Origin of the sequence: Treponema sp., assembly GCF_024696245.1 — a bacterium.
GTDB lineage: Bacteria > Spirochaetota > Spirochaetia > Treponematales > Treponemataceae > Treponema_D.
The window spans coordinates 1-21084 of the sequence record NZ_JAILGZ010000158.1; the positions used below are offsets into that span (position 1 = coordinate 1).

A 21084-nucleotide genomic window follows, 5' to 3' on the forward strand; every position below is an offset into this window, starting at 1 on the left:
GTATGGTTCAAGAAGACGGATAAGGGAAGAAATCTTTTCTTCACTACCTGTAGCTTCTACAATAAGGGAGTTCTCTGCTACGTCAACAATGTGAAACATCTGAAGAAGATAAATCAAGAATGACAATTGTTGTTCGCGGTGATGAATATATTCTTGAACAGATAGAAAAACAGCTTTCAAAACTGGTAGAAGTAATCAGCATTAAAAACTGTTCTGCCGGAGAAACAACTCAGAGAATGACAGCCCTTATTAAAGTAAAGGCAAGTGGTTCCAGCAGGGGTGTTATTATCGAAACCTGTGAAATCTTCCGTGCCCACATTGTTGACGTAGCAGAGAACTCCCTTATTGTAGAAGCTACAGGTAGTGAAGAAAAGATTTCTTCCCTTATCCGTCTTCTTGAACCATACGGTATTCTTGAACTTCTTAAGTCTGGTCTTGTTGCAATGGACCGCGGCGAAAAAACAATGTAATTAAATTTTCCTGGACTTTATTTTTTTAATTTAAGCCATCTGGTGTTAAAAAAAGTCCAGGAGTTATTTTTTAGTATCAGGTCTGAAAATTGAAGGACAGATATTTTTAAGTCCGGTACTTTCATAAAAGCGGATTCTTCTGTTAAAGGCAGGGGATTTCCGCTTTTTTTTATGTCTGCGATTTTTATCTTAAGGGACTTTTCTTTTTGTAAAGAGTCCTCTTTAAAAGTGCATTTGAAGTCCAGGTAAAGTGCCTGGCTTGTATTTGAATAGGAAACTTTTTCCAGAATAAGGTCTGAAAGGTTTTTGTAAATATAATCTGATTCTTCATCTTCCAGAAAAAGAGAGAGGGGCCAGACAGGTAAAATTTCAATTCCAGGATAGTTAAGGCATGTTTCTTTAAGAAGCTGCCGGGTATAATTGCAAAGGGTAAAAACGGTATCCTTATGAAAATGCAGGACTTTCAATGTTTTCTCCTTAAAAAACTGCCGGCTTAAGGCTTTTGAACCTTATATAAAAACCGTAAAAAGTGTAGCATAAATCATGGTGAAAAAAAATTACTTTTTTATTTTTAGCCTGATTATAGCAGAATTATTATTTTTAAGTTGCAGCGGTAAAAATTCAAGTCTTTATGCCGCCGGAGAAGCCCTTATTCCCCTTAATGAGGAAGCAGAAAATAATACTGTGGATTCTCCAGATGATTCTCCCTATCTTTTTTACCGGTTTACGGATGGTCAGAAATCCCTGATTAAGGAAATGCAGTGTTACGAAGATGGGGTTTCCCTTAGAATAAATGTTTCTCCAAAAGAAAAAATGGGTAAATTCTCTTTTGGTTTTTTATATAAGAATGATTTTCTATCCGAAGAAAAAATCCTTACACCTTTAACTTCCCGTTATCAGGTAAGGGGAAATTATTCAGATGTAAAAAATAAAAACTTCGGACTTAAGTTCTGTATAAAAAAAAGTGATGAGCCTGAAGGCTTTTATTATTATTCAACAGCTAAGGCAGAAATCCTTGAATGTGAATTGGAAAACTACGCTATAGGAATTGATTTTGCCCGGTCCCTTTTTGCTTTTGGAACGGAAGGTGGAAGTCTTTCTTCTAAAGTGGCAGCTATTGATTTTTCCAGGGCTGGAACAACTTTTTCTTCCGATAAAATGCTTGTCCTTAAAATTAATAAGAAAAAGGCAGAGAAGGCAACTTCTACAGAAAGAATTGTTTTTGAAAATCGTAATGAAAGTTTTTCAGTAAGACTTGCAGGCAGCAAGGAAATAAAATTCCATGAAAAGGGATTTAAAAACGGCCTGAGTAAAGTAACAATAAAAAGCGGTCTTGAGTATGTGGACAGTTTGATGCTTTATAATGCCGGCAGCCAGAAAGCAATTTCTGCCGATATAGGAATGATTCTTGGTTGGCCTGAAGAATCCTGGAGAAGAAGCGATTTTGAATTATTCAGATGGGATGCTTTTCCGGGAGTTCTCTTTTTTGATTTTGCCACTTATAGAATTCAGGACTCCTTTTTAACCCGTCTTGCCTACTTTGTAGAAAAAACAGGTTATAAGGGAACCTTTGTAGATGATGATTTTATACTGAATAATCACGGTTATAATGCCCATGACTATAAGGCTTATGACATTGCAAGATTTTTTACAAAGGCAAAGAAAATCGGCTTTGTCCTTAATGAAAATGAAGAACTTTTAAAATCCATTCTTATTGAAAATGGAATAATTACTGTTTTACCGGATGGAACTTATGAAGAGGGGACAGGCTGTATAATTTCAATTTCAAGGGAGAGCTCTCCTTATCTTAGGAATCAGCTTGTGGCCCATGAGTGCTGGCACGGAATCTATTTTATGAATGAAGGTTTCAGGGATTACGTAAAAGAACTTTATAACACTTTTAATCCAGAGGCCATGAATTTTTTAAAATCCTACTGGGCAACTGCTCCAGGTTTAGGCTATGACTTAAATGATGAATATCTTATGAAAAATGAATTTATGGCCTACCACCTTCAGCTTGGACCAGATGTTACAGGTAAGTATTTTCTTACAAGATCCTACTGGTCAAACATGAGGGAGTTTCCTGACCTTGTGCGCTATGTTCAGCATACGGAAGGCAAGGCTTATGAAGATATTGCCTACAAACTCAGTGATTATGTTTATGAACACTGGGGCCTGTATGGGGGAAGAACCTTCCTTGTTTTTAGGGAAGAGATTCAATAGTTTAAGGCTTAACGTCCAGGTTAAACTGTTTTTCTGATGCAACTGTAGTTGGCGGCCCGTGTCCAGGCATGATTACGGTTTCATCGGTCTGGGAAAATATTTTTTCCTGTATTTTGCTTTTTAAAAGATTTTTTGAATAGGAGGATGCAGTTTCTCCAATGATTCCGGAGGTAATTGTATCTCCTGTAAAAAGGGCATTTCCGATTTTAAAAACCATACTGTCAGAGGTATGGCCTGGTACAGAAAAATACTGCACCTTAAGGCCTGCTGTATTTATTTCTCCGTCTCCCTGAAGAACAGTTACCTGCTTACCTGCAACTTCATAATCTGCTGCATAGATTCTTGGGGAATAAATCTTCATCAGGGTAGAAAGTCCCTTTACATGACTTGTATGGTTGTGGGTTATAAGGACTGCAGTAACTTTATACTTATCCCTTTCTATAGTTTCTATCATCTGGGGAGTGATTACACCCGGGTCTACAATTATTGCTTCCATTACGGAAGGGTCATCATTTACTATTGTGTAGCAGTTGGTAAAGTCGTCAAAAGAGAGGTTAAAGTAAAATTTCATATCTGCTGTATCTCCTCTGAGTTAAGGATGTCTTCATCAGGAGCAGATGCTTCAAAGTCTCCCATAAGACCTCCTCTGTTTCTGTCTACAAGGGCTTCCCTGGTATTTGAAAGTTTAAATGATACGTGTTCCCTTACTGAATTGTAAAATACTGTTTTTTTAAGGTTGCAGTTTCTCATGGAAGTATTAATCAGAACTGATTTGATAAAGCGGCTGTTATAGAGGTCTGAATCATCAAAACTGGACTGGTAAACGGTAACGCCGTTGCAGTTTATATGAATCAGGTCACTGCCTGTAAGAATTACGTGTACAAGTTTGGAACCTGCAAAAGAGGTAAACTGTATGTTGGAGTTTATAAAGTCGCAGTCGGTAAAGGTTGAGCCGTCATAAATACTCATTCTTATTCTTATACCGTCTGCATGAATGTTCTGAAAATTGCAGTTTTGAAAGTTGCAGCCGTAAAAGCGTTTTCCGCTGAGGTTAAGGTTTTTTATTGTAAGTCCGTGACAGTGAAGTCCTACAACCTTGTCATGGCTCATAAGGTATTTGCATATTCTTTTTGAAATATCATCAATGTCAGTGTTGTGTTCATGGCAGAAGCCGCTGCTGATTATATTTTCATCGTCGTCAATTGTGCTGATGGCAGTTTTTGAACATCCCTCGCACTTGCACTGGTTCATTTCGTACATGCTGATATTGTAACACTTAAGTTTGACATGGTAAATGCAAAGGAGTAAACTTCTGCCTGCGTGTTTAATATGAATGTTTATACAGATTTTGCTTTTTTAGACAGCGGAACAGGGGGACTTCCCTATATGGCTGCCCTTAAAGAAAAAATTCCTCATGCTACCTTTGCCTATCTTGGAGATACCAGGAATTTTCCTTATGGAGAAAAATCTGTAGAAGAGGTAACTGAATGTGCCTCAAAAGCAATTGAACTTATTTTAAGCAAGTGGAATCCCCGTACTCTTGTTATTGCCTGTAATACAATCAGCGTAACTTCCCTGGATTCCCTCCGCAAAAGATTTCCTGAGCTTCCTATTGTAGGTACTGTTCCTGCAATAAAACTTGCTGCTTCCTTTACTAAAAACAAGAGGATTGGTCTTCTTGCAACAAATGCAACTGTTAATAATCCTTACTGCCGCCGCCTTGAAGAAGATTTTGCCAGTGACTGTCAGGTAATAAGCAGGGGCGATCCGGAACTTATTGATTTTATAGAACATGATTTATTCACTTCAACAGAGGAAGAAAAAATAAAGGCTGTAATGCCTGCCCTGACTTTTTTTAAGAAAGAAAAGTGTGACACAATTATTCTTGGCTGTACTCATTTTACTCATCTGGCTGAGGTAATTCAAAAAGCTGCAGGGGATGAAATAAAGGTTGTAGACAGCAGGGACGGTGTTGCAAATCAGGCCCTCAGACTTCTTAATTCGGAAAAAGCCCTTCCTCAGATGGAAGTTTCTGATAAGGGTGTAAGTCATTTAAAATCCGGTGCCTTTTATGTAACTGCTGCAGATAAAGCTCAGGAAAAGGAATACGAAATTCTCTGCCGTAATATGAAAATTGCCTGGGGCGGGGTAATCCTTTAGAAAAATCCATTTTACTTTTGTCTCATTTATTGTAGAATGCAGCTATGTCAAAACAGATGATCATGGGAAATCAGGCTATAGCACTTGGTGCCCTTAAGGCAGGCGTTAATCTTGTTGCAGGTTATCCTGGTACTCCCTCCAGTGAAATTATTGAATTTGTGGCTAAATATAAAGACAGAACTGGAACTTATGTAGAATGGTCTGTAAATGAAAAAGCCGCAGCAGAAGTTGCAGCCGGTGCTTCTTATGCCGGCAGTCGTACCCTTGTTACCATGAAGCAGGTAGGTCTTAATGTTGCCAGTGATCCTGTAATGTGCCTTTCTTACGTAGGTGTAAGGGGTGGAATGGTAATTGTCTCTGCAGATGATCCTGGACCTATTTCCAGTCAGACTGAACAGGATACCCGTCTTTTTGCGGAATATTCAAAAATACCTTGTTTTGATCCTTCAACTCCTTCAGAAGCCTATGAGATGATTCAGGATGCTTTTGCCCTGTCAGAAAAATATCATACTCCTGTTCTTTTAAGACCTACTACCAGAGTAGATCATGCCTATGAAAGCATGGAATTTCCTGAGCTTACTCCATCCCATGATAAGGGTGAGTTTGAAAAGGACACTAAGCGCTGGGTAATTTTTCCAAGAAGTTCCTACATGAATCACAAGAGAATTTTTGACAGAAATGAACATATTCTTCCTGATGAATTTTCTTCTTCCAGATGGAATTATACTGAGGGCAGTGGAAATGGAAAAACAGCTTTTGTTTCCGGCGGTATAAGCTGGTGTTATCTTAAGGAAGCTCTTTCACTTTTAAAAAGTCAGTATCCTGACAATAAAATTTTACAGGAAGCAGACCTTTTAAAAATCGGTACACCATATCCTTTCCCTCAGGCTCTTGCTCAAAAATTTATTGCCGGCCATCAGAGACTTGTTGTATTTGAAGAACTGGATCCTGTAATAGAAAAGGCACTTGTAATGACCTGCGGAAAAAGCGGAAGTGACTGCTGTATTTCCGGTAAGCTGGACGGCCTTGTTGCAGAAGCCGGAGAACTTTCCGTAGAAGCTGTAATGTCTGTAATAAAAAAGATTGCAGGTATCCAGGATGATGAGAAAAATCTTTCTTCTGCAGATATGCCGGAACTTCCTGTAAGACCTCCTGTTCTTTGTGCAGGCTGTCCTCACAGGGCTTCTTTTTATGCTGTAAAACAGGCCATGAAGGGAGAGAAAACTGCCTACTGCGGAGACATAGGCTGCTATACCCTGGGAAACGCCCAGCCACTTGATATGACAGATACCTGTCTTTGTATGGGTGCAGACATTACAATGGCCCAGGGCTTTTATCACAATGAACCTGACCGTCACTGCTTCAGCTTTATCGGGGATTCAACTTTCTTTGCCAGCGGTATTACAGGAACTGTAAACGGAGTATACAATCAGGCAAGGCAGACAATTTGTGTTCTGGATAATTCCACTACTGCCATGACAGGTCATCAGCCTCATCCTGGAACAGGTCGTACCATGATGGGAGAGACTGTAGAAAAAATCAGCATAAAGAAAATCCTTGAAGCTTCGGGAGTAAGTCCCGTTATAGAAACAGATCCCTTTAATCAGGAAGAGGCAGTAAAGGCTGTAAAAACCGCAGCTCAGTCTCAGGGAGTAAGCGCAGTAATCTTTAAGTCTCCATGTATTGCTGTGGCTGCTAAGCTTGGTTATAAGTTTAAGGGATCTAAAAAAGTTGATTCTTCAAAATGTATTGGATGCCAGAAGTGTATAAAGGAACTTGGCTGTCCGGCTTTAAGTCTTTTACCGGATACCCTTAGGAATAAAAAACATGGGGTAGGTATAGATGCTTCCCTGTGTACCGGCTGTGGTCTTTGTGAAGGCCTTTGTCCTGTAAAAGCCATAAGCTGAGGAAGGTAATAATGTCAAAGAATATATTGATATGCGGTGTTGGCGGACAGGGTACTGTTCTTGCTGCAAAAGTTATTTCTCAGGCGGCTGTAAGCAGCGGACAGAGGGTTCTTTCTGCAGAAACTATTGGAATGGCTCAGAGGGGCGGTTCCGTTGTTAGTCATGTGCGTATTGGAGATGATGTTTATTCACCCCTTATACCTTTAGCCTGTGCAGATGTTATAATTGCCTTTGAAGCAGCAGAGGCTGTAAGGAATCTTCCTTATCTTAAAAAGGGTGGAACCGTAATTGTAAGCAGGGAACTTGTTCAGCCTGTTACAGCCAGCCTTTCAGGAAAGTATTTTGATTCTTCCCTTATGACGGATTACCTTAAGGAACATGCCAGGGTAATTTCTGTAGATGTAAAGGAAGCCTGTGAGCGTCTTGGAAGTTCCCGTGTGGCAAATATGGTACTTCTTGGTTCAGCATGTAAGTCAGGGGTAGTTAATGCAGAAGAATTAAAATCAGCCCTTAAGCTTCTTGTCAAACCTGAGTTTTATGAGTTAAATGTAAAGGCTATAGATTATTCTAGTGCCTTATAATTATAAAAATGGCGGAGGAAAAAATGGAACAGTCAATTAACACAAAATGTGTACAGGCAGGTTATACACCAAAAAATGGTGAACCTCGTCAAATACCTATCGTTCAGTCTACTACCTTTAAGTATGACACAAGCGAAGATATGGGAAAACTCTTTGATCTTGAAGCTTCTGGATATTTTTATACCAGACTTCAGAATCCTACAAATGATTACGTTGCTGCAAAAATAGCTGCACTTGAAGGTGGTACAGCTGCAATGCTTACTTCCAGCGGTCAGGCTGCAAACTTTTTTGCAATCTTTAATATTTGTGAAGCCGGAAGCCATATTGTTGCCAGCTCTTCAATTTACGGCGGAACTTTTAACCTTATTGCAGTTACCCTTAAAAAGATGGGTATCGATGTTACTTTTGTAAATCCGGATGCTTCAGAGGATGAACTTAATGCTGCATTTAAGCCTAACACCCGTGCCATGTTTGGAGAAACAATTGCTAATCCTGCCCTTACTGTTCTTGATATAGAAAAGTTTGCAAAGATTGCTCACGCCCATAATGTTCCTCTTATTGTAGATAATACTTTCCCAACTCCTGTTAACTGTCGTCCTATTGAATGGGGTGCTGATATTGTTACTCATTCCACTACAAAATACATGGATGGTCATGGTGCAGCTGTAGGCGGTTGTATCGTTGATTCAGGTAACTTTGACTGGATGGCTCACAAGGATATGTACCCTGGTCTTACAACTCCTGATGAAAGCTATCATGGAATCACTTATGCTGAACGTTTTGGTAAGGCCGGTGCCTTTATTACTAAAGCAACAGCTCAGCTTATGAGGGACCTTGGATGTATTCAGTCTCCTCAGAATGCCTTCCTTCTTAATCTTGGACTTGAATCCCTTCATGTAAGAATGCCTCGTCATGTAGAAAACGGACAGGCTGTTGCAGAATTCCTTGAAAAAGATTCACGTGTAAGTAAGGTTAATTATTCAGGTCTTCCATCTGACAAGTACCATGCCCTTGCAGAAAAATATCTTCCTAACGGTGGTTGTGGTGTTGTTTCATTTGAACTTAAAGGTGGAAGGGCTGCTGCAGAAAAATTCATGAAGGCACTTAAGCTTATTGCTATCGAAACCCATGTTGCCGATGCCCGTTCATGTTGTCTTAATCCTGCTACATCTACTCACAGACAGATGACTGATGAACAGCTGGAAGCTGCCGGAATTCCTGCAGGTCTTATTCGCGTAAGCTGTGGTCTTGAAGATAAGAAGGATCTTATTGCAGACCTTAAGCAGGCTCTTGAAAGCATTTGACAATTATAATTTCATAAGTTACTATATATAGTAACATCTTAAGGGGGCGGTAAAGTGAGTATTCATTTTACAGCCCCCTTATTAATTCAGGATAGAAAAATGAAAATGACAGAAAAACAGCTGGAACAGATTCGTTCCCAGATTGCCAGGGTTAAGGCCTGCGGCAATCCTTTTTACACTGAAAGATTTAAGAATGTAAATCCGGAAGATATTAAAAGCCAGCAGGATTTTGAAAAACTTGTACCTTTCTGCTCAAAGCAGGACCTGCGTGATGCTTATCCTCTTGGACTTGCAGCAGTACCGGAAGAAGAAATTGTTCGTATTCATTCTTCAAGCGGAACAACCGGAGCTCCTGTAATAGTTCCTTATACACAGAAAGACGTAGATGACTGGGCTATAATGTTTTCCCGCTGCTATGAAATTGCAGGTATTACCAATAAGGACCGCATTCAGATTACTCCGGGCTATGGTTTATGGACCGCCGGTATAGGTTTTCAGGCTGGATGTGAACGGCTTGGTGCCATGGCTATTCCTATGGGACCGGGAAATACAGAAAAGCAGCTTCAGATGATGCAGGACCTTAAGGCAACTGTAATCTGTGCTACATCTTCTTATGCCCTTCTTCTTGCTGAACAGGTAGAGCAGAGGGGAATCGGAAAAAACATTAAGCTTAAAAAAGGAATTATCGGTTCAGAGCGCTGGGGCGAAAAGATGCGTAACCGCATTAAGAATATTCTTGGCATTGAACTTTATGATATTTACGGACTTACAGAATGTTACGGTCCTGGAATAGGCATTAACTGTGAAAAGCAGACAGAAGGAATGCATATTTTTGATGACTATCTTTACATAGAGATTCTTGATCCGGTTACCGGAGAACCTGTTAAGGATGGAGAAGTAGGTGAGATTACCCTTACAACCCTTGTAAAGGAAGGAGCACCTTTGTTCCGCTTCAGGACTCATGACCTGGCTTCATTTATTACAGAACCTTGTCCATGTGGAAGAAGCTACCCACGTATAAGCCCTATTCTTGGAAGAAGTGATGACATGGTAAAAGTTAAGGGTAATATTATTTTCCCTTCTACCATAGAAGATGTAATCAAGGCTGTTCCAGGTACTTCCAGTGAATATCGTGCAAAGATAGAACATGTTGACGGAAAGGACCGCATGACACTTTATGTAGAAGTAGAAATGGGTGTAGACCGTGCCGAAACTGCCCTGGGAATTCAGTACTTCTTTAAGCAGAAGTATAATATGACTCCGGATGTAGAAGTTGTAGGTATTGGTGAACTGCCAAGAAGTGAAAAAAAGACAAAGCGTATAGAAGACCTTCGCTATAACTGATTTTTATAACTGAATTATTGAAGCTTTAAAATAAAAAAGACTGCCTTTTGCTTAAGGGGATTTATCTTAAGAAGGGCAGTCTTTTTTTTAGCATTGCGGCTAAAGTGACCGGTCCTAAAAAGGACCAGACTTATTTATTTTGTTGCAAGAATTGCAATACCAGGAAGTGTTTTTCCTTCAAGGAATTCAAGAGATGCACCACCACCAGTAGAAACGTGGCTCATTTTGTCAGCAAGGTTGAACTTGTTAACGGCAGCAACAGAATCACCACCACCAACTACAGTCATTGCACCACGACCAGTAGCATCAGCAACAAGCTGAGCAACAGTAGCAGTTCCCTTTGCAAATGCATCAAATTCAAATACACCAACAGGTCCGTTCCATACAACTGATTTAGCTGTAGCAAGAACTTTCTTGTAAAGTTCGATTGTCTTTGGACCAACATCCATAGCCATAAGGTTATCAGGAATATCAGCACCATCAACAGCAACTGGAGTTGCGTTAGCGTCAAACTTGTCTGCAGCAACATGGTCTACAGGAAGAACGATTTTAACTCCCTTAGCTTCTGCATCTGCAAGAAGTTTTTTAGCTGTATCAATAAAGTCGTCTTCTACAAGAGAAATACCAACTTTGTGTCCCTGTGCCTTAAGGAATGTGTAAGCCATACCACCACCGATAACGAGGGCAGAAGCATTCTTAAGAAGAGATTCAAGAACAGCAATCTTTGAAGAAACTTTAGCACCACCGATAATAGCTACCTGTGGTTTTGGAGGATTTTCTACCATTGGCTGAATGTATTTAACTTCTTTTTCCATAAGGAATCCGCCAACAGATGGTACTGGCATGAATTTAGAAATAGAAGCTGTAGAAGCCTGGTCACGGTGAGCTGTACCGAATGCATCGTTTACGAAGATGTCTCCGTATGTTGCAAGTTCTTTAGCCATTACATCGCGTTCAGCTGCATCTTTAGAAGTTTCTTCCTTGTGGAAGCGAACGTTTTCAAGCATTGCAACTGCACCTTCTGGAAGGGCATCAATAGCTGCTTTCTGTCCAAGTGCATCTGGAAGGAATGTTACGGCTTTGCCAAGTTTTGAAGCAAAGTATTCTACAACAGGCTTCATGCGGTTTTTACCGTTGATGAATTTTTCTGCATCAGCGTCAGTCCAGGTTTTTCCTGCTTTTTCAGCCTTTTCCTGTGCCTTTTTAACGTCCTTTTTTGGATCACCAAGGTGGCTCATGAGAACAAGTGAGCGTGGGTTCTGCTCAAGGATGTATTTAATTGTAGGAAGAGCAGCCATGATACGAGTATCATCCTGAACTACTCCGTCTTTCATCGGTACGTTGAAATCAACGCGCATAATAATGCGCTTACCTTTAAGGTCAACGTCTTTTACCGTCTTAATCATAATATTCCTCCATATGAATATCAAATATCGCCAATACTATACAGGCTTTTCCCGTTAAATTCAATGTCGCACAAGCAAAGCAACCACCAGGATGAGCCAGAAGGAAGCCGGGAGATATATAGCCCCCCTCATAACAACAAGACATGTCACATAGTACAGACAGGCCGCGTAACAAAAAATCCAAATTTAGTCTCTTGGTTGCGCAGCTACCACCAAGATGCCCCAGAAGGAAGCCGGGAGATATATACCCCCTACAGCAACAAGACATGTCACATAAGAAAAGACAGGCCGCGTAACAAAAATTAAAAATTTGGTCTCTTGGTTGCTAAGCAACCACCAAGCTTAGCCAGAAGGAAGCCGGGAGATATATAAAGCCCCACAGCAACAAGATATGTCACATAAGAAAAGACAGGCCGCGTAACAAAAATTAAAAATTTGGTCTCTTGTTTGCTAAGCAACCACCAAGATGAGCCAGAAGGAAGCCGGGGAATATATAAAGCCCCATAACAACAAGACATGTCACATAAGAAAAGACAGGCCGCGTAACAAAAAATCCAAATTTAGTCTCTTGGTTGCGCAGCAACCACCAAGACTAAATTTGGATTTTTTGTGAAAGCCGCCGTTCTTTTCATATTTATGCCTCTCTTGTTGGTTAAAAAGTGTATATATCCCCCGGATTCCGACCAAGCCTGTTGACTTAGTACTTAAAAATTTGTTAAGATTTTGCACTATTGGAAACGTCAGCAAGGAACCCGTTACTCCTTGCCGAAAAAAAAATTCAGAGGTTTTAAAATGTACGCAATTGTTGAGTATAAAGGCAATCAGTACAAGGCAGAAAAGGATGCCGTTCTTCAGGTTAGCAAAATCAGCGATGCCAAAGAAGGCGACACTGTAACAATTGACACTGTTCTTCTTGTAAGTGATGGTGATAAAGTTTCTGTCGGAACACCTTATGTAAAAGGTGCAAAGGTAACTGTTGAAGTTGGTAATACTTTCAAAGATGAGAAAGTTCTTGTTCTTAAGTATAAGTCAAAGAAAGACTACCATCGTCTTATCGGTCATCGTGAGGAATACACAAACGTTACTGTAAAGGACGTTGTGCTTGCTTAAGTGACAGATATTCTTCTGGTATGCAATTCCCGGGGAGAATTAACCGGCCTTAGTGCTAAGGGACACGCGGGATTTGCAGAAAAAGGCAGCGATATAGTTTGTTCTGCAGAGTCAATTCTCATGGGAACAGCTCTTGAACTTCTGGAAAATACCAGGGGACTTTCGGTTAAGTCTGATACGGCTTCCCGCGGAACTCTCGCATTCAGTGTGGAAGTTTCAGCCGGCCTTACGGAAAAAGAAAAACTTCTTCTGGGGGAACGGTTAAAATGCACTGCGGATTTTTTAAGAAGCGGATTAAAATCTGTTTCTGAGCAGTATCCGGATTATGTGCAGCTGCGGGAAAAATCTGAAGAATAATAGTCTGGCTTTATAAGTCAGCGGAGGATTAAAATGGGAAGATCTAAAGGTGGTAGCGGTGCTAAAAACGGCCGTGATTCAAATCCGAAGCACTTGGGCGTTAAAAGATACGGCGGAGAAGCTGTAACAGCTGGAACAGTTATCGTAAGACAGCGCGGTACACGTATTCACGCAGGTGATAATGTTAAGCGCGGTGGCGATGATACATTGTTTGCTACAGCAGACGGTGTTGTTCAGTTCAGCGAACGTATGAACAAAAAGCTTGTTTCTGTAGTAGAAGCAAAATAAGTTTATAGGTTAACATTTTAGCTGTATATCTATGAAGCCCGGTTAGTTGATTTTCTAGCCGGGTTTTTTTATTCAGTTTTTTGAGGTCAGGGGTAAATCATGATTCAGTTTGCAGACGAAGCAGTAATCCGTGTTGTTTCAGGAAAAGGCGGTAACGGTTGTGCTTCATTCAGAAGGGAAAAGTACATTCCAAACGGAGGACCTAACGGCGGTGATGGCGGCCGTGGTGGTGATATTATTTTTAAGGTAAAGAACAATTTAAGAACACTGGCTCATCTTCGCTTTCATCCTGTTTTTAAGGCACAGAATGGCGGAGACGGAATGAGCTGGAATAAATATGGTAAAAACGGAGAAGACAAGATTATTCCTGTTCCTCCTGGAACTGTAATAAAAGATATAGAAAGCGGTCAGGTTATTCATGATTTTGTAAATGATTCTGAAGATGACCAGTTTGTATTTTTACGTGGTGGAAACGGAGGCTGGGGTAACGTTCACTTTAAGTCCAGTACAAATCAGGCTCCAAGAAGGGCAAATCCTGGTGAACCGGGAGAAGAAAGGGAACTTCGCGTAGAACTTTCCATAATGGCAGACATTGGTCTTGTAGGTTTTCCTAATGCAGGAAAATCCAGCCTTCTGGATCTTTTTACAAATGCCCGTCCAAAAATTGCACCATATCCTTTTACAACTAAGGTTCCAAATCTTGGAGTTCTTCATGTAGATGAAGAAAGTGACCTTATTATTGCCGACATTCCTGGAATTATTGAAGGAGCCAGTGAAGGTGCAGGTCTGGGTGTAAGGTTTTTAAAGCATATATCCCGTACTGCAGGTCTTCTTTTTATGATTGACTGCAGTGACCCTGACTGTATGAATGCCTATTCAATGCTTCTTAAGGAACTTGAAGGCTTTGGCGGAGACCTTATTAAAAAGCCCCGTATAGTACTTTGCAATAAAATTGATGTTGAAGGTGCTGCAGAGGCTGCTGAACAGGTAAAGGCAAAAATTGCTGCAGAAGATCCTGAGGTAAAAATTATCGAAGTATCTGTTGCCGCCAGAACAAATATTGACGAAGTAAGAAGGGAAATCATTTCTCTTGTTCAGAAAATGGACCGTCTTCGTACTCCTGGAAAAAATCATGGGGACGGAAAAGAAAAAAGCCGTTTTATGTCATCCAGGGCAGTTGATACAAGTATGGAAGTTCAGTATCCGGGGCATCAATGAAAATAGCGGTGCTGGGAGGAAGTTTTAACCCTGTTCATAATGCTCATATTTCTCTGGCTAATCAGGTATGCAGCCGTTTTGCCTATGACAGGGTACTTTTTATTCCGGCATTCAGGCCTCCTCATAAAGAAGTAAAGGATGAAATTTCCTGCCAGGACCGGATAAAAATGCTGGAGCTTGCCTGTCAGGATGATCCCCGTTTTGAATGTGATGACTGTGAGATTCGCAGGGGCGGGGTGTCCTATACTTATGACACAATTTGTTATATTGAAGAAAAATATAAAAATCAGCTTACAGATAAGGTTGGTCTTATAATGGGAACTGACCTTTTTGCAGGCTTTAAATACTGGTACAGGGCTGAAGAACTGGCTCAAAAATGTACCCTTATTCTTGCCGGCCGGCCGGAAGAAAAGCTTTTGTCCCTTCATTCAAATAAACCTTCCGGAAAATTTGCAGAAGTAGATGACCGGCATTTTAATCTTAAAGATGAACCCCTCTTTGATTCAGCTTTAAAGCTTGATAATCCCCTGTTAAAGATAAGTTCAACCGCTATAAGGGATATGGCAGCCAGGGGAGAGGATTTCTCGGCTCTTGTTCCGGAAAAAGTTTTCGATTATATTGTGAAAGGTAATCTTTATGGAAATAACAGCGGAACTTGTTGAACGTGTCCGGAATTATGCGGCTTCTCAGGAAAAAAAGAAGCGTTTTCAGCATTCCCTAAGGGTAGCAGAGACCTGCCGCCTTATGTGTACAATTTACGGGGAAGATCCGGACAGGGGTTATTTTGCAGGCCTTGCTCATGATATATGCAAGGATATTGACGAAAAAGTTATGGAAGAACTTGCAGGTCAGGATGGATATGACCTGTGTGAAGCAGAAATTAAAAAACCGGCTCTCCTTCATGGAAGGGCTGCAGCTGTAGTTTTAAAAAGGGATTTTGGAGTTGATGATGAAGAAATCCTGCAGGCTGTTGCAAGACATACCCTGGGCTGCGGCAATATGTGTACTCTGGCAAAAATTGTTTATGCTGCAGATAAAATTGAACCCGGCAGACCTCAGTCTACAGATGAATACAGGGAAAATTTATTTTCCATGCCTGTAGATGACATGGTAAGGGCTGTTCTGGAAGAAAATATGGAATACCTTAAACAGAAAGGTAAAAAATCTTCTCCTTTAACAATGGAGTTTTATAAAAGCGTTTCAGATAAAAAAGAAATGGAGGGGCGTTAAATGAATTATTCTTCCAGTAAAAAAAACGTAATTTTTCTTCTTGTAATTCTGGTTCTCCTGCTGGGAGCAACAGCATTTTTCTTTTTCAGTATTAAGATAGACGCTGTAAATGACATTCTTAAGAATAATAACAGTATTGTTTCCATTCTCTGGATTCTTAAAGACGAGGATGAAACAATGGCTTCAGAAATTCTTGTAATGTACCCTCCTACAAAAAAGAGTGCCCTTTTTGATATTCCTGCAAACACAGGAGGTATTTATCATACTCTTGAAAGGGTAGACCGTCTTGATCAGGTTTATAAAGAAAAGGGATATAAGGCTTTTAAAAAAGAAGTAGAAGGAATTACAGGTCGTGAACTTCCTTTTGTCATTGAAGTAACTCTTGATGATTTTGCATCCCTTACAGATATTCTTGGAGGACTTAAGATTTTTGTAAGTGATCCTGTTTTTACCAAAGATGAATCGGGTCAGTATTTTATGTTTCCAAGCGGAGGTGTAACTCTTGATGGAGACAAAATCCGTTCATATCTTCGTTACAGGGCAGAAGGTGAAAATGAAAATTTTGTAAAGGACCGCCGTCAGAATACCCTCATTTCTTTCTTTTCAGCCTTAATGGACAACAGTTCTACAATACTTAAAGGAGATGATTTCTCTCTTTACAGTCATTATTTTAAGGGGCATATTAACGACAGAAATCTTGATGATGAAGAGCTTCTTAAAGTTTTAAGCCTTCTTCTTAAGATGGATTCAGACCGAATTACAACAAACTCCATTACCGGAACAACAAATATAGTAGACGGCAAGCAGCTTCTCTTTCCGGAAGATAATGGAAACAGAATTAAAAAGGTTCTTAACCTTACTGTAACAACCCTTCTTTCTGAAGAAATGTCTGCACAAAGCCGTGTATACGTTCTTAAGATTTTAAATGGTACGGAAAGGGCTGGTCTTGCTTCAAGAACTTCAAAAATGTTCCGTGATGCGGGATATGAAACCCTGCCGGAGGGTAATGCTGAAAAAAATTATGAATATACTACCATTGTAAGCCACATTGGTAATTATAAATCTGCGGAAACCATTGGAAGTTTTATTCGCTGCAGTAATATCGTTGAAGACGAAATTGATGCTACAGGACTTCAGGCAGGCAGTGCTACTGCTGACTTTACGATTATTCTGGGTGAAGATTTTAACGGAACTTATGCTACCAGCGGTTATACGGGAACAAATAAAGCAGGAGAATAATTTATGTCAAAGACTTATGAAGAAAGGGCTATGGAAATTGCAGCCCTTATGGAAGACAGCAAGGGACAGAATGTTACTGTTCTAGATATTTCTCAGCTGAACAGCTGGACGGATTTTTTTGTAATCGTAACAGTTTCCAGTGGAGTTCAGGCTCAGGGTATGATTAAGGAAATAAAGGATTATTCAAAAGAAAATGATCTTGAAATTCACCTTACTCATCAGAAAAGTGAACAGGGAGAAGACTGGAATCTTATAGATCTGGGAGCTATTGTTGTTCACCTTATGTCAGAAGAAGCAAGAAATTTTTATGAACTTGAAAAACTCTGGCATAGTGGAAAGGTTCTTAAATAGAATTTTTCTCAATATAAGTGTCTGATAAATACCTGTAAAATGCAGGTATTCAAGTAAAAGTAATAAAAAAGGCTGAATTCCAGAAAGATTTTCCAGAAATTCAGCCTTTCTTTTTTATGTAAAGTGTTAGAAATCCAGATCAGCAGGGTCGCTGTCTTCTTCTATTTCTTCTTCTTCGTTATAGAAACCGTCATCAAAGCCCCTGTGGCGGTTATCATAACCGTCTTCTGCTTCCTGATCATCAAAGGGCTCATCATAATCGTCCATTTCATCCTCGAAAGCTGAGTCGTAATCTGATTCAGCTTCATCATCATCGTAGTCGTCTTCAAAATCATCTTCGTAATCGTCGGCAACGTCGTCGCGATAATCCTCATATTCATCTGAAAAGCCCGCACTGAACATGGTATTCTCCAAAGTTAAAAAAATAATTACTGTCTGCAACAGCCATACAAAATGTAAATTAGGACATTCTTTTAGTCAAGTAGACTGTATTTGTTTAAAGGCTTTCTTTTTGAGGTCCCCTTTTTTTATGGTCTTGACTTAAAGAGCAAAACTGATTATAGTCAATCTTCGTATGACTGACAGTCTTACCATTGTTTCTCCGGCAAAGATTAATCTTGGCCTTAAGGTTTTTCCTAAAAGAGATGATGGTTACCATAGCATAAGCAGCATTTTCACTACTGTAGATCTTTATGATGAACTGCAGGTGAGTCTTGTAAAAGAAAAAAATGTCTGCCAGGTTGAGTGTAAGGGAATGGAACTTCCACCCGAAAACACTTTTACTGCTGCATACAAAGCTTTCTGCGTGCTGACCGGTATTCAGGACGGTGTATCCGTAAAGGTTACAAAAAATATTCCTGCCGGCGGTGGATTGGGGGGCGGCTCTAGTAATGCTTCTTCATTTATCCAGTCTATTGATTTTTTATTCAACACAAATTTGAAAGCTTCCCAAATGCATGACATTGCAGGTCAAGTCGGTAGTGATGTTTTCTTTTTTACAAGTGCCCTATGGCATAACAAACATCATGAATCTGATTCTTCCCGTTTTGCGGCTCTTGTTAAAGGCAGGGGAGAAATTATCAGTCCGATAAAAGCCCGTAATGATTTTGCTGTTGTACTGGTTTTTCCTGGTGTTGGCGTTTCTACCAAGCGTGCCTATTCCCTTATAGATGAATGGTACGAAAAAGGAGCGCTTACCAATGATGCAGAAGAAACTTCATTGGAACACATTTATAACTCAGGCATAAAAGAGTGGTCTTTTGAAAACACTTTTACTAAGCCTGTAGTCAGCTCTTATCCGGAGATTGGTCTTGCCCTTAATGATTTAAGGAATGCCGGTGCTGACTTTGCAGATATGTCCGGTTCCGGTTCTACGGTATTCGGAATATTTGCTGATAAAAAGGATGCTCTTAAAGCTTCTGAGCGCCTTTCTGAAAAATGGAAAACCGTTCTGGCCTAACAGAACTTATGGATACACGTAAGGAGGAGGATGTATGCAGGTTTCAGAAATTCGTATTCGCAAGGTAGAAGGCGAAGGAAAATTGAAAGCTTATGTAACTGTTACTTTTGACAGTTGCTTCGTTGTTCACAATGTGAAGATTATTGAAGGAAAGACAGGTCTTTTTATTGCCATGCCTAGCCGCAAGACAGCTAATGGTGAATATAAGGATGTGGCTCATCCAATCAGCCCTGACTTCCGTATTGCACTTCAGAATCAGATTATCAGCGAGTATGAAGCTGGTCATGTTGAAACTGGATCTGCAGAAGACTAATAGCGCATTTTATTTTTTATATAGGAGTACAAAATCAAATGGAGCAGTTTGTAATTAATGCAAAAACTCGCAAAGAAAGCGGAAAAAAGTATGCTAAAGACCTCCGCAAGGCTGGAAACATTCCTGCTGTAGCATACAACGAAAAGGGAGAATCTATTCTTCTTGAAGTAAGTGCTGCAGAATTTTCAAAGGCATGGAGATCAGTAACAAAGGCAACTCTTGTTAATCTTAAGATTGACGGACAGGACAACCAGGCTTATATCAAGGACACAGAATATGATATCAAGACTGACAAAAACCTTCATGCAGATTTCTACATCGTAAGCGGAACAAAACCAGTTGTATTCAACTACAAGGTACACTTTACTGGTACACCAGCAGGTGTTCTTAAGGGTGGATTCATGGTTAAGCACGTTACTGATGTAAAAGTAAAGGCTCTTCCACAGGACCTTCCTGCTACTGTTATTTGTGATGTTTCTAAGGTAGAAATCGGACAGAAAGTTACTGTTGCAGACCTTAACCTTGGTGACAAGATTACAGTTCTTACAAAGGCTGATTCAGTTATCATCACAATTGCACCACCAAAGAAATGATTTTAAAGGCTTAAGCCTTTGATTTTCTTTAACAGGGATTTTCCCCTCTTTTGCGAAGGAGTTTTTCCGGCATAAAGCAGGGGACTGTCCCTTTTTTTATTTTAAACGCTATACTTGTAACATGAGTTTTGTTTCTGACAACTTTATTAAATCAGTAAAGAAAGGGCTTGCTTGCTGCGGAGTTGACTTAAGCAGAAGCCTGCGTATTGGAGCTGCAGTTAGCGGCGGTGCTGATTCCATTTCCCTTTTATATTCACTCTCTGAAATTTTTAAGCCTGAAGATATTATTGTAATAACTGTAAATCATAATATAAGGCCGGCAGAAGAAAGCGGTGGTGATGCAGATTATGTAGAAAAGTGTTCTTCTTCCCTGGGAATTAAGTGTATAAGGGAAGAGGTAGAAAGGGGGAGTATAGAAGCCCTGGCCCAGCAAAGAAAAATGGGGCTGGAAGAAGCTGCCAGAAAAGTAAGGTATGATATTTTTGAAAAATATATAGAAGAAGAAAAAATAGATTATTTTTGTCTTGCCCATAACAAAAATGATGCTGGAGAAACCCTTCTTATGCGTTTTCTTAAGGGAAGCGGTACAGAAGGGCTTTGTTCAGTGCCTGCAGTCAGGGGAAAATATATCAGGCCCCTCCTTAATGTAACCCGGGATTCTATAGAAGGTTTTCTTTTTGACAGGGGAATAGCTTACAGAACAGACAGTACAAATTCAGATTCAGCCATGACAAGGAATTTTTTAAGGAATGAAGTGATTCCCCTTCTGGAAAAAAGAATGGCAGGCTGGAGGAATGCTGTAATTTCTGCTTCTGAAAAAATCCGTACTGATGAAGACTTTCTTGAACAGCAAAGTGACCGGGCTAAAAAAGAAGCCGGCTTTACTGTAAGGACTGTTGAAAATAACTGCAGTAAGGATGAATGTGAAGTTTTTTTTGACGCAGGCATTTATTCTTCTTTTCATGAAGCCTTGCGTATGAGGATTCTTCTTAATGCCATAAAGGCAGCAGGACCTGACTGTCTTGTAAGCAGGGATTTTATAAGGGAAGGGGATAAAAATATTTGTAAGGGGCAGGATTTTATTTCTTTTGCTGCCGGTCTTTCCTTAAGCTTAAAAAAAGGACAGGTTTTTGTAAGCCGTAAAAATCTTCTGGCGACAGAAAGGGGCTTTTCTGTTATTATAGACGGTGAAGGTACTTTTAAGGCCGGTGATTTGTCTGTAAATGTATGTAAATCGGAAAAAGGACTTTTACTGGACTGCAATGGCTCTAGTCTTCTTCTTGAAGATATGGCTTTTCCGTTTGCTTTCAGGAGCTGCCAGCCTTCTGATAAAATACGTAAGGCAGATGGTTCCTGTAAGGCTGTATCCAGGATTCTTGATGATTTTAAGGCAGGTGAGCTTAAATACTTTATACCTGTCATTCAAAAATTATCCTGCAGTAAAAGGGATGATTTTCTGGAGATAAAATGTATCTTTGGAAGTCCCTACGGCTTAAAAAACTGGATTATAAAATAAAAGTACCGGGGTATT

Annotated in this window: 24 protein-coding genes and 1 pseudogene; 19 read left to right on the plus strand and 6 right to left on the minus strand. The window is 40.0% G+C overall.

What is annotated here, in order from left to right:
* Positions 1-99 (minus strand): annotated as a pseudogene (locus K6D58_RS11350) (acetolactate synthase small subunit); the annotation flags it as partial.
* Between the two features lie 20 nt (positions 100-119).
* Here K6D58_RS11350 and ilvN point away from each other — a divergent pair.
* Entirely contained in the window at positions 120-470 is a 351-nt protein-coding gene (ilvN, locus tag K6D58_RS11355) for an acetolactate synthase small subunit (RefSeq protein WP_296830749.1), read from the plus strand.
* Between the two features lie 17 nt (positions 471-487).
* On the opposite strand, the gene K6D58_RS11360 is transcribed toward ilvN, so the two are convergent.
* The gene (locus K6D58_RS11360; protein ID WP_296830751.1) at positions 488-937 is read right to left on the minus strand and encodes a hypothetical protein; all 450 of its coding nucleotides are present in this window, start codon (positions 935-937) and stop codon (positions 488-490) included.
* A gap of 76 nt (positions 938-1013) precedes the next feature.
* On the opposite strand from K6D58_RS11360, the gene K6D58_RS11365 reads away from it, so the two are divergent.
* Positions 1014-2693 (plus strand): hypothetical protein, encoded by a 1680-nt coding sequence (locus tag K6D58_RS11365; RefSeq protein ID WP_296830753.1) that lies wholly within the window; start codon positions 1014-1016, stop codon positions 2691-2693.
* A gap of 1 nt (position 2694) precedes the next feature.
* Here the strand turns inward: K6D58_RS11365 and K6D58_RS11370 are convergent, their stop codons facing one another.
* Complete coding sequence (locus K6D58_RS11370; protein WP_296830755.1) at positions 2695-3264, minus strand: MBL fold metallo-hydrolase; 570 nt, start codon at positions 3262-3264, stop codon at positions 2695-2697.
* Complete coding sequence (locus K6D58_RS11375) at positions 3261-3953, minus strand: pentapeptide repeat-containing protein (protein WP_296830756.1); 693 nt, start codon at positions 3951-3953, stop codon at positions 3261-3263. The genes K6D58_RS11370 and K6D58_RS11375 overlap by 4 nt, the downstream gene beginning before the upstream one ends.
* Before the next feature lie 69 nt (positions 3954-4022).
* On the opposite strand from K6D58_RS11375, the gene murI reads away from it, so the two are divergent.
* From murI to K6D58_RS11400, 5 genes are all read left to right on the plus strand, one after another.
* The gene (gene murI / locus K6D58_RS11380) at positions 4023-4853 is read left to right on the plus strand and encodes a glutamate racemase (protein WP_296830758.1); all 831 of its coding nucleotides are present in this window, start codon (positions 4023-4025) and stop codon (positions 4851-4853) included.
* 44 nt (positions 4854-4897) lie between these two features.
* Positions 4898-6760: an indolepyruvate ferredoxin oxidoreductase subunit alpha gene (iorA, locus tag K6D58_RS11385; RefSeq protein ID WP_296830760.1), complete on the plus strand. Its 1863-nt coding sequence runs from the start codon at positions 4898-4900 to the stop codon at positions 6758-6760.
* Between the two features lie 11 nt (positions 6761-6771).
* Positions 6772-7341 (plus strand): indolepyruvate oxidoreductase subunit beta, encoded by a 570-nt coding sequence (locus tag K6D58_RS11390; protein WP_296830762.1) that lies wholly within the window; start codon positions 6772-6774, stop codon positions 7339-7341.
* A 23-nt stretch (positions 7342-7364) separates the two neighbouring features.
* A complete protein-coding gene (locus K6D58_RS11395; protein WP_296830764.1) occupies positions 7365-8645 on the plus strand; it encodes an O-acetylhomoserine aminocarboxypropyltransferase/cysteine synthase family protein in 1281 nt (426 codons plus the stop codon).
* Positions 8646-8744: 99 nt separating this feature from the next.
* Positions 8745-9989, plus strand: coding sequence for a phenylacetate--CoA ligase family protein (locus K6D58_RS11400; RefSeq protein WP_296830766.1), 1245 nt, complete (start codon positions 8745-8747; stop codon positions 9987-9989).
* Positions 9990-10123: 134 nt separating this feature from the next.
* Here K6D58_RS11400 and K6D58_RS11405 read toward each other — a convergent pair whose 3' ends face one another.
* Complete coding sequence (locus tag K6D58_RS11405) at positions 10124-11395, minus strand: phosphoglycerate kinase (RefSeq protein WP_296830768.1); 1272 nt, start codon at positions 11393-11395, stop codon at positions 10124-10126.
* A 792-nt stretch (positions 11396-12187) separates the two neighbouring features.
* On the opposite strand from K6D58_RS11405, the gene rplU reads away from it, so the two are divergent.
* The 8 genes from rplU to rsfS all read left to right on the plus strand — a co-directional run bounded on the left by rplU (position 12188) and on the right by rsfS (position 17188).
* Positions 12188-12505, plus strand: a complete 318-nt coding sequence (rplU, locus tag K6D58_RS11410; RefSeq protein ID WP_296830770.1) for a 50S ribosomal protein L21 — start codon at positions 12188-12190, stop codon at positions 12503-12505.
* Positions 12506-12862, plus strand: coding sequence for a ribosomal-processing cysteine protease Prp (locus tag K6D58_RS11415; RefSeq protein WP_296830772.1), 357 nt, complete (start codon positions 12506-12508; stop codon positions 12860-12862).
* Between the two features lie 33 nt (positions 12863-12895).
* Positions 12896-13150, plus strand: coding sequence for a 50S ribosomal protein L27 (rpmA, locus tag K6D58_RS11420; protein WP_296830774.1), 255 nt, complete (start codon positions 12896-12898; stop codon positions 13148-13150).
* A 99-nt stretch (positions 13151-13249) separates the two neighbouring features.
* Positions 13250-14368 (plus strand): GTPase ObgE, encoded by a 1119-nt coding sequence (gene obgE / locus K6D58_RS11425; protein ID WP_296830776.1) that lies wholly within the window; start codon positions 13250-13252, stop codon positions 14366-14368.
* Positions 14365-15030, plus strand: coding sequence for a nicotinate (nicotinamide) nucleotide adenylyltransferase (gene nadD, locus K6D58_RS11430; protein ID WP_296830777.1), 666 nt, complete (start codon positions 14365-14367; stop codon positions 15028-15030). Before obgE ends, nadD begins: the two co-directional genes overlap by 4 nt.
* Positions 15005-15598, plus strand: coding sequence for a bis(5'-nucleosyl)-tetraphosphatase (symmetrical) YqeK (gene yqeK, locus K6D58_RS11435; protein ID WP_296830779.1), 594 nt, complete (start codon positions 15005-15007; stop codon positions 15596-15598). Before nadD ends, yqeK begins: the two co-directional genes overlap by 26 nt.
* Positions 15599-16837, plus strand: coding sequence for an LCP family protein (locus K6D58_RS11440; protein WP_296830780.1), 1239 nt, complete (start codon positions 15599-15601; stop codon positions 16835-16837).
* A gap of 3 nt (positions 16838-16840) precedes the next feature.
* On the plus strand, positions 16841-17188 hold the full coding sequence (gene rsfS / locus K6D58_RS11445) for a ribosome silencing factor (protein ID WP_296830782.1): 348 nt from the start codon (positions 16841-16843) through the stop codon (positions 17186-17188).
* Between the two features lie 126 nt (positions 17189-17314).
* On the opposite strand, the gene K6D58_RS11450 is transcribed toward rsfS, so the two are convergent.
* Entirely contained in the window at positions 17315-17590 is a 276-nt protein-coding gene (locus tag K6D58_RS11450; RefSeq protein WP_296830784.1) for a hypothetical protein, read from the minus strand.
* Positions 17591-17762: 172 nt separating this feature from the next.
* On the opposite strand from K6D58_RS11450, the gene ispE reads away from it, so the two are divergent.
* From ispE to tilS, 4 genes are all read left to right on the plus strand, one after another.
* Positions 17763-18647, plus strand: coding sequence for a 4-(cytidine 5'-diphospho)-2-C-methyl-D-erythritol kinase (gene ispE / locus K6D58_RS11455; RefSeq protein ID WP_296830785.1), 885 nt, complete (start codon positions 17763-17765; stop codon positions 18645-18647).
* A gap of 34 nt (positions 18648-18681) precedes the next feature.
* Positions 18682-18960, plus strand: a complete 279-nt coding sequence (spoVG, locus tag K6D58_RS11460; RefSeq protein WP_296830787.1) for a septation regulator SpoVG — start codon at positions 18682-18684, stop codon at positions 18958-18960.
* A gap of 38 nt (positions 18961-18998) precedes the next feature.
* The gene (locus K6D58_RS11465) at positions 18999-19553 is read left to right on the plus strand and encodes a 50S ribosomal protein L25 (protein WP_296830789.1); all 555 of its coding nucleotides are present in this window, start codon (positions 18999-19001) and stop codon (positions 19551-19553) included.
* A gap of 121 nt (positions 19554-19674) precedes the next feature.
* Entirely contained in the window at positions 19675-21069 is a 1395-nt protein-coding gene (tilS, locus tag K6D58_RS11470; RefSeq protein WP_296830791.1) for a tRNA lysidine(34) synthetase TilS, read from the plus strand.
* Positions 21070-21084: the final 15 nt, after the last annotated feature.